Raw genomic sequence first — 1,369 nt, forward strand, 5'->3', positions numbered from 1 at the left:
CCCCACACCCCCAGCAGCAACACGGTTCACCCGGCAAGTTCGCCCCCGCCCCTCGCCAGGGCCAGTGCGTGGCGGATCTCCTCGATCATCGTGTCCGGGCGCAGGTAGACATCCATGGCCGTGAACCGCAGCGACCGGCGGATGAGCCGGCACAGGGCGAGTTCGTTGTAGCGGCGTACGTCTCGATCGTGGGCCGCTCGGTCGCCGTGGTACGCGTAACCCTCGATCTCCACTGCCACTCCCTCCTCCCGGAACAGGAAGTCGACCGACCGTCGCCTCCCACCCGGCGGCCTCACTTGCGCCTGCGGCTCGGGGTGCAGGCCGGCGTCGTGCATGCGCAGGCGGGCGACGGTCTCGGCGGGCGAACCGCTCCTGCGGTCCGCCAGCGCGAGCAACGCGCGTGCCCTGCGCACGCCCCGCTGTGGGCCGGTTTCCAAAGCCGAGGCCACCGTGCTGAGGTGCGTGAACGCCGGGCGGTTCGCCCGCGGGTCGGTCGCCGACGGGCGGATGGACACCGCGGACTCGACAGCGACCAGCGCCTCCTCCCTGGGGCTCGACCGCAGCAGGTCCGCGAGCGTGCGAGTGACCTTGGTGACGCGGACGCCCGAGACGTACGTCGTGGACGCCTCGGGCAGCAGCGACCGGTGTACGCGAGCCCGGGGCAGCGGCACGGCCGACGTCTCCGCCGGTGCCGTGAACTCCAGCCAGCCACGTGCCTGGTCGTCAGCCGTCGTCCACGGCAGCTCGATCTCGTGCAGCCACGCGGCCGTTCGGTGGCTCGCGGCCCATCGCGGGTGCGCCAGCAGAATCGCCCGTAACCACACCATCCGGTCCACCACCGCTCCCGGCTCCGCCCAGCATCCCCGACGCACCTGCGTCCACCCATGCCCTCTCAGCGCGCGGCGGAGACGGGACGGTGGCCACCCCAGCCGCACGGCTTGGCGTGTGAGCAGCACGCCACCCTGGCGGTGCGCCAGCGCGGCCAGTGCGGCCATGTCCCCCGTTGTGCGTGTCATGTCGTCGAGCGTCCCAGCCACCTTCCAGGCCCGCGACCCCTGTGGATAAGTGACGACGCGACGCCCATTGGGCCCGTGGGCCCAGGCCAGTGCGCCCCGGTCGTTGTTACCGTGCGATCAGTGGTCCGTAGTCGTAGTAGTGGTCGTACTCGTACTCGTACTCGTTGGTCAGCGGTAATACGCACAGGAGCGGTGAGGCGTGAAGGCACGTTCGGTACGTTCAACCCGTTCGGCACGTCGAACGGCTGCCGCCGCAGCAGCAACGGCGGTTCTGTGTCTCACTGCCGCGTGCGGCGGTGACTCCACCAGCAGTGACGGCAAGGGCAGCCCAGCGAATCCACGCACCTCCACAC

Annotated in this window: 1 protein-coding gene; it reads right to left on the minus strand. The window is 70.6% G+C overall.

What is annotated here, in order from left to right; all coding sequences use genetic code 11:
- Window positions 1–26: 26 nt before the first annotated feature.
- Window positions 27–1,016 (minus strand): type IV toxin-antitoxin system AbiEi family antitoxin domain-containing protein, encoded by a 990-nt coding sequence (locus E2E34_RS34325; protein WP_244316401.1) that lies wholly within the window; start codon window positions 1,014–1,016, stop codon window positions 27–29.
- Window positions 1,017–1,369 lie beyond the last annotated feature (353 nt).

The sequence above is a fragment of the Streptomyces albidochromogenes genome (assembly GCF_005981925.1).
GTDB classification, from domain to species: Bacteria; Actinomycetota; Actinomycetes; order Streptomycetales; family Streptomycetaceae; genus Streptomyces; species Streptomyces albidochromogenes.

Coding starts and splice junctions, on each gene's coding strand:
- E2E34_RS34325 (WP_244316401.1), bottom strand. CDS start 1,016: ATGACACGCACAACGGGGGACATGGCCGCACTGGCCGCGCTGGCGCAC.